Below are 6,956 nucleotides of genomic sequence, written 5' to 3' on the forward strand. Positions count from 1 at the left end.
GATCAAGTCGGGTTGATTATGGTCGGCTTGTGGCCTTTCCGGTCCTTTTCGGAACGGAAGAGCCGCAGGCCGATCAACTATCGTGGCGCGCCATGAGCAGCACTGCCGCCACCGCCGCCATGTCCGGCGTCTGGGGCCGTACGGAGCAGCAGGACTTCCGCAGCCGGGTGCGCGGGGCGCTGCTCGGCGGCGCGATCGGCGACGCCCTCGGGGCCGCCGTGGACTCCCTCTCCCTGGACGAGATCCGGGACGGGCACGGGGAGGCGGGCGTCGTCGACCTGGTGCCCGCGTACGGCAGACGCGGGGCGATCACCGCGAACACCCAGCTGACCCTGTTCACCGTCGACGGGCTGATCCGGGCCCAGGTGCGGCGGGACACCGGGGCCTGGCATCCCCCCACCGACGTGCACCGCGCCTATCTGCGCTGGGCCGCCACCCAGCACGACTGGGGCCCCGACGAACGGCGCGCCGAGGACGGCTGGCTGGCCCGCCAGGAGTGGCTGTACGTACGCCGCTCGCCGACCCGGGAGTGCCTCGGGGCGCTGAAGGAGCCCGTGATGGGCACGCTGGAGGCCCCGCACAACCCGGCGTCGCGGGATGCGGTGGGGGTCGTGCGGGCGGCGCCGTTCGGGCTGCTGGTGGGGTGGGAGCCGCCGCTGGTCTTCCAGCTCGCCGCCGAGTGCGCGGCACAGACCCACGGGCACCCGGTGTCCTGCCTGGCCGCCGGTGCGTTCGCGGTGCTGGTGCACGGGCTGGCCCGGGGCGAGGGGCTGGATGCGGCGGTGGAAGGGGCACTGGTGCAGTTGGCCGCCCGGCCGGGGCACCAGTGGGTGAGCGACGCGCTGCGGGGGGCGCTGGGCGCGGTGCGGCAGGGGACGCCGTCGCCGGAGCGGGTGGCGGCCCTCGGGGACGGGCGCACGCCGGAGGGGGTGCTGGCGGTGGCCGTGTACTGCGCGCTCGTGGGGGAGGACGTGGGGCACGGGCTGCGGCTGGCGGTGAACCACGGTGGGGCGTCGGCGGCGACGGGGGCGGTGTGCGGGGCGTTGTTGGGGGCGATGCACGGGGAGACGGCGTTGCCGGCGGGGTGGGTGGTGGAGGTGGAGGGGCGGGGTGCGGTGCTGGAGGTGGCGGACGATTTTGTGATGGAGATGACGCAGGGGGCGTCTCTCCATGTTCCTGGGGCGGGGGTGCCGGGGTGGTTGGAGCGGTATCCGCGGGCGTAGGGGGTGGCTGATGTTCCTTCCGGGGGCGCTGCCCCCGGGCCCCCGGATTTCGCCCCGGTCCCGCCCCCTTCCCTAAAGCGCTCGCCGCGCGGCTTGGTTTGTGGTTGCTCGCGCAGTTCCCCGCGCCCCTGGAATGCTCAGCGCATTACCTCGCCCGCGTTCACCAGGAGTTGTTGGCCGGTGATGGACCTGGCGAGGTCGGACGTGAAGAAGAGGGCTGCGTTGGCGACATCGGTGTCGGTGGGCATGGCGGGGAGGGCCATGCGGGCGTTGAGGCGGTCGTGGACCGTCGATTCCGGTACGCCCTCCGTCGCCGCCGCGTACGCCACGTAACCCTGCACCGGCGGGCCCCACATCCAGCCCGGCAGCACCGTGTTCACCCGCACCCCGTGCGGGCCCAGCTCCCGGGCCAGGGAGTACATCGCCGAGGTCAGGGCGCCCTTGGAGGCCGCGTACGCCGCCTGCTCGACCTCCGTGGGCGCGGCGATCGCGGACTGGGTGCCGATGAAGACGACGGAGCCGCCCCCGTCCGCCTTCAGCGCCGGGAGGCAGGCGCGGGTCATCCGGAGCGTGCCGAGCAGGTTCACGTCCAGGACCTGCTGCCAGGCGGAGAAGTCCGCCGACTCCAGGCCGCCGAAGTAGGTGTCGTACGCGGCGACATGGACGACCGCGTCGATCGCGCCGAAGCGTTCCAGGGCCAGGGCGGCGAGCCGGTCGCAGGCCGCCTCGGAGGTGATGTCGGTCGGCAGCCAGGCCGTCCGCTTGCCGTCCGGGTCGATCGCCGCCGCGCACTGCGCGAGGCGGGACTCCGTACGGGCGCCCAGGACCGCGTTGCCCCCGTCCCGGACCACCGCCTCCGCCACCCGGTGGCCGAGACCCGCGCCGACGCCGGACACGACGACCGTCTTTCCCTCGATGAGCACGTCACTGCCTCCGGACTCTGGTCAATTGCCTGACGGTCCGTCAGGGTAGGTGGCTGTCACGTCACTTGGAAGGGGCGGGGATGAGCGAGGAGACGCGGAGCGGGACGTACGCGGAACTGGCGGCGGTCGGGCCGTACGGGGTGCGGCCCGGGCATGCCCTGATCACCATGGTCGAGCCCCATCCGGGCCAGGAGTACGCGTACAACCGCTGGTACGAGGACGACCACTACATGGCGGGCGCCATGGCCATGCCCTGGATGTACGCGGGGAGGAGGTGGGTCGCGACCCGGGACCTCCAACTCCTGCGATATCCCCAGGAGTCGGCCGTCTCCGAACCCGTCACCGCCGGGTGTTATCTGTCCACGTACTGGATCACCGAGGGGCGTTACGACGACCACATGAAGTGGACCGTCGCCATCAACAAGCGACTCAACCGCGACGGCCGCGTCCACCAGGCCCGCACCCACGTCTTCACGGCCTTCCAGGACCACGTCGCCACCGTGTACCGGGACGGCGCCGCCGGGCCGCGCGACTTCCACGCCCTCGACCATCCCTATCAGGGGCTCGTGCTGGAAGTGATCGACAGTCAGAGTGCCGAACAGCGGGGGGAGTTGATGGAGTGGCTGCGTTCCGCGCACCTGCCCAAGCAGCTCGCCGGGTCGTCGGCGGCGATGGTGACCGTCTTTCGGCCGACGCCGCTGCCGGGGGACCGGATGACGTACGTCAAGCAGGTGGAGGGCGTCGACACCCGGCTGACGCTGCTCTGGTTCCTGGAGGAGGACCCCCGCGAGCGGTGGGAGGAGCGCTTCGGCGGACTCGGGGAGGCGGTCGCCGGGGCCGGGCTCGGGCGGGTCGAACTCGTCGCGCCGTTCGTCCCGACGGTGGTGGGGACGGACCGGTACGTCGATCAGCTCCGGTAGGAGGAAGTTCCGGTAGCGGGAAGCTTCGGCGGGAGTCGGGCAGGAGGAAGCAGGAGAGCCCTCTCGGCCAGGACGGCGGGCCGGTCGAGAGGGCTCGTGCGTGCTGTGCGGCCCTTCGTCGGCCGATCAGCGGTCTGCGTGCTATTCCTGGCCGATCTCGGAGATGAACGACGTCCACGCACCCGGCGCGAAGGTGATCGAGGGGCCCTCGGGCGCCTTCGAGTCCCGTACGTCGATGGCCTCCACCGCGGGGGACTTCACCTCCACGCACGCGCCGTTTCCGCCGGAGTACGAGGACTTCGTCCACTCGGCCGTAGCGCCCTTGAGAATCGCCATGTTCCTTCAGCCTCCACCAGTCGTTCGTCGATCGCCGCGAGCGTCCACCGAAGGCGTTCGCTGTGGCCTGCCAGCGGTCTTGCTTGGCGTGATCGACGCTACGCCGGAACTCCGGTACCCACAGGGGGTGTTCACTCGACCGGATGGCATATACCGGTGGGTCTTCCACTCGTACGTGGGGAAGGTGTACGGTGCGCCGCCCCCGGGATCTCCCAGGGGGAAGCGTACCGAACAAGGTTCTGCGGGCGGCTACTTGGCGTAGTACTGCTTCGCGATGTCGGCGATGTACTCCAGCGAGTCCTCCGCGCTCATCGCCTTCGCCCTCAAGTGCTCGTACATCACCGTGTACTTCTGCACGTCGGCCGTCTTCTCCAGGTACAGGTCACTGGTGACGCCCTCGATGTAGACGACGCTGGAATCGGTCGTCTCCGGGAACTCCAGGATCGCGTAGTGGCCGCTCAGGCCCGTGTGCGCGCCCGCCGAGAACGGCAGCACCTGGATGGTGACATGGGGCAGCTTCGACAGCTCCTGGAGGTGCTCCAGCTGCGCCAGCATCAGATGCCGGTCGCCGACCTCGCGGCGCAGGACCGACTCGTCGATCACCGCCCACAGCCGCAGCGGCACCGCGGCCGTCGTGATGCGCTCCTTGCGGCGCAGCCGGACGCCGACCCGCTTCTTCCACTCCTCCGGCGTGCTCTCGGGCAGCGCGCCGGAGATCACCGCCTCCGCGTACTCGTTGGTCTGGAGCAGGCCCGGGACGACCTGGGGCTCGTACACGCGCAGGCTCTCGGCGTCCGTCTCCAGGCCGATGTAGACGCTGTACGGGATGTCGCCGAAGGCGTGCCACCAGCCCTGCTGGCGCGAGTCCTTGGCCATCTGCATCAGCGATTCGACGACCCTCGGGTCCTCCACCTCGTACACCCCGCACAAGTCCCTGACGTCACGTGGGCTGATGCTCCTGCGTCCGTTCTCCAGACGGCTGATCTTTGACTGGGAGACCAGCAGCCGTTCGGCCACGCCCTCCGCGGTCAGGCCCTTCGTCTCGCGGAGCCTGCGCAGCTCCTGGCCCAGTCGACGTCGCCTGACGGTCGGGTTGATGTTGGGGGACGCCACGGGACTGCACCTCCGGCTGCGTGCTGCGCGAATCTGCTCTGCTCGGTCCTGCCGTACTGCTTCGGTCTTTGCAGACTGCCACCAACGGGGCTTCCCGCGCCGGGAAATGGCGACACAGGGTGGTGCCTCGCGTACGCATCCGAACCGTTTCCCGTGTTTCCCCGGAGCCTTCCCCGGGCGTGCGTACCCGGGCGTACCGGGGAAACGCACGCGCGGGGCAGTGGCCCGGCCCTCGTCCGGACGGCCGGTCCACTGCCCCGCGTGTTTGGTGCGGCTCCCGAACCGGGTCTTGGGGACGTCGGCGCGGCGGCTTGTTCGTGGTGCTGATGGTGCTGGTGGTGCGTTTCGTGCGTACGTCAGTGAGCTGCGGCCCTGGCCATGCTGCCGCGGTGCGACTGCGCGGACACGGACGCCGACGGGGCCGACTGACGTGTGCCGGCCCCGCCGCCGCCAGGGGAGCCCTGGCCGGAGGATGTGCCGGGTGCTGCACGGCGTGGCGCGGCGGCCACCCCGTTCTGGACGTCCATCACGGCGTGCGCCACGAGTCCGCCCATCGGGTCGTGCCGAATCAGGTCCCGCAGACGGGACCTGGACGACCGGCCCTCGTTGCCGGGGTACAGGTGCTTGCCGAGCCCGACTGCGTGGGCCAGCGCGGCGAGCGCCGCGGTCCGCGGGTCCGGCGGTACGCCGGTGCGGATCGCACTGTCCAGCCGGGCACGGATGTCCCGGCTGATTGCCGTGTCCGTCGCCTGGTAGCGAGTCGTCGGCAAGACCCCGCACATCTGGCCCGAGACGGCATGCACCATGCCGCACCGCTCCAGGTACGCGAGATAGATCTGGCGCAGCCCCAGTCGGGGCCCGCCGATCCAGTTCACTGCCCGAACCGGGCTGCCGCGTCGGCGCAGCAGTTCCAGTGCGGAGTCCAGTGTCGGATCTCCGGTCGGCCGTGGCATCACCACGGCGATACGATCCCCGTCAGGGGCTATCCGTCCTGCCAGAGCCAGCTCCACTAGCTGTGCCCCGGCCAGGCCGAGGTCGAGCGACTGCGGCTGCGCTGTGGTACCCGTTGCCGGGTCCAGAGCGAGCAACAGAAGCTCCTCCGGAATTGTTCTGCGGCTCCTGCCCATCCATGCCTCCCCGCGTGGATGAATGACAGGGTGACCCCTCTCACATTCATCTGTCGAGGGTGCCTGGGTGCTTCGTACGGGAACCAGTAGGTATGTCGTTCTCGTCTAGCACGTGGGTGCGGGTCTCGTAGCGGGACACTGGTCCATGGATCGGACAGGCGGGGGAGATCCCGTCACGACTCTTTTTGGCGTTGAGGAGGCATCGGTGGCGGGCGAGTCCCCCGGCAAGTCGGAGCAGCGGAAGTCGTCGGGGGAGACGGCTGGCAGCGAGCCGCGTGATGCGCGTGATGCGCGGGATCCGAGGCTCGCGGTGTTCCGCGAGGGCCCGGCCGCACCGCGTGGTGCTTCCGGAGCATCCCCCGATACGGACGAGGGCTCGTCCGGCGACGCCCCGGTGACGCACGAGGCTGCCGCCGGGGGTGCGGACCAGCCGACGGCGACGTTCCGGACGCGTCCGAGGGGCACGGAGCTTCCGGACGCGGGCGACCCGTCCTCGGAGCCGGAAGCGGAATCGCCCTCCGCCGAGGAGGAGCCGTCGGCCGACGGGACCCGCAACGAGGCGTCCGGCGCGTCCGAAGCGTCCGGTGCGGACGGGAAGACCGGGGCCGCCGGGGACTCCGCGCCCCCGGAGCCGGGCGACTCCCGGCTGCGTGCGGCGGTCGCGGCCTGGGTGGCGACCTCCGACGACGAGACGCCGGCCGAAGCCGGGACGCGGGCCGACGAGGCGTCGGCCGACACCGCCGACGAGGACGCTGCGGACCCGGCCCCCACCCCGGAAGCGGAATCCTCCGCCCCGGATGCCGAGCCCACCGCCGACACGGCCGCGAACGCTGTCCCCTCGCCCGCATCGGCGAAGAAGCCCGCCCCCGCCGAGGCCAACCTCGCGGAGGCCACGAACGGGCCCGCCCCGGCCGACCGGTCTGCGAAGGCCGCCTCCGCCTCTGTGCCGGGCAAGAAGCCCGCTCCCGCCGAAGGCGAGCCCGCTGACGCTCCGGATGCGTCTGCCACGGCTGGCCGGGAGGCGAAGGCCGCGCCCGCCTCTGTGCCCGGGAAGAAGCCTGCTCCCGCCGAAGGCGAGCCCGCGGAGGCTCCGGACGCGCCCGTCCCGGCCGACCGGGCTGCGAAGGCCGCCTCCGCCTCCGTACCGGAGAAGAAGCCCGCTGCCGCCGAGGGCGAGCCCGCCGAGGTTCCGGACGCGTCTGCCACGGCTGGCCGGGACGCGAAGGCCGCGCCCGCCTCTGTGCCCGGGAAGAAGCCTGCTCCCGCCGAAGGCGAGCCCGCGGAGGCTCCGGACGCGCCCGTCCCGGCCGACCG

At 71.7% G+C, this 6,956-nt stretch carries 6 protein-coding genes and 1 pseudogene; 3 read left to right on the plus strand and 4 right to left on the minus strand.

The window, feature by feature from the left end:
* Positions 1–92 precede the first annotated feature (92 nt).
* Positions 93–1,223 (plus strand): ADP-ribosylglycohydrolase family protein, encoded by a 1,131-nt coding sequence (locus ACIO3O_RS32200; RefSeq protein ID WP_401752051.1) that lies wholly within the window; start codon positions 93–95, stop codon positions 1,221–1,223.
* 137 nt (positions 1,224–1,360) lie between these two features.
* On the opposite strand, the gene ACIO3O_RS32205 is transcribed toward ACIO3O_RS32200, so the two are convergent.
* A complete protein-coding gene (locus tag ACIO3O_RS32205) occupies positions 1,361–2,146 on the minus strand; it encodes an SDR family oxidoreductase (RefSeq protein WP_401752052.1) in 786 nt (261 codons plus the stop codon).
* 80 nt (positions 2,147–2,226) lie between these two features.
* On the opposite strand from ACIO3O_RS32205, the gene ACIO3O_RS32210 reads away from it, so the two are divergent.
* A complete protein-coding gene (locus ACIO3O_RS32210) occupies positions 2,227–3,066 on the plus strand; it encodes a hypothetical protein (RefSeq protein ID WP_401752053.1) in 840 nt (279 codons plus the stop codon).
* Between the two features lie 141 nt (positions 3,067–3,207).
* Here the strand turns inward: ACIO3O_RS32210 and ACIO3O_RS32215 are convergent, their stop codons facing one another.
* From ACIO3O_RS32215 to ACIO3O_RS32225, 3 genes are all read right to left on the minus strand, one after another.
* Positions 3,208–3,402, minus strand: a complete 195-nt coding sequence (locus tag ACIO3O_RS32215; RefSeq protein ID WP_401752055.1) for a DUF397 domain-containing protein — start codon at positions 3,400–3,402, stop codon at positions 3,208–3,210.
* A gap of 249 nt (positions 3,403–3,651) precedes the next feature.
* Entirely contained in the window at positions 3,652–4,515 is an 864-nt protein-coding gene (locus ACIO3O_RS32220; RefSeq protein WP_401752057.1) for a helix-turn-helix domain-containing protein, read from the minus strand.
* A 356-nt stretch (positions 4,516–4,871) separates the two neighbouring features.
* Complete coding sequence (locus ACIO3O_RS32225) at positions 4,872–5,642, minus strand: GPP34 family phosphoprotein (protein ID WP_401752059.1); 771 nt, start codon at positions 5,640–5,642, stop codon at positions 4,872–4,874.
* 205 nt (positions 5,643–5,847) lie between these two features.
* Here ACIO3O_RS32225 and ACIO3O_RS32230 point away from each other — a divergent pair.
* Positions 5,848–6,956, plus strand: a pseudogene (locus ACIO3O_RS32230) (hypothetical protein); the annotation flags it as partial.

The sequence above is a fragment of the Streptomyces sp. NPDC087440 genome (assembly GCF_044744005.1).
In the GTDB taxonomy this organism is placed as follows: Bacteria; Actinomycetota; Actinomycetes; order Streptomycetales; family Streptomycetaceae; genus Streptomyces.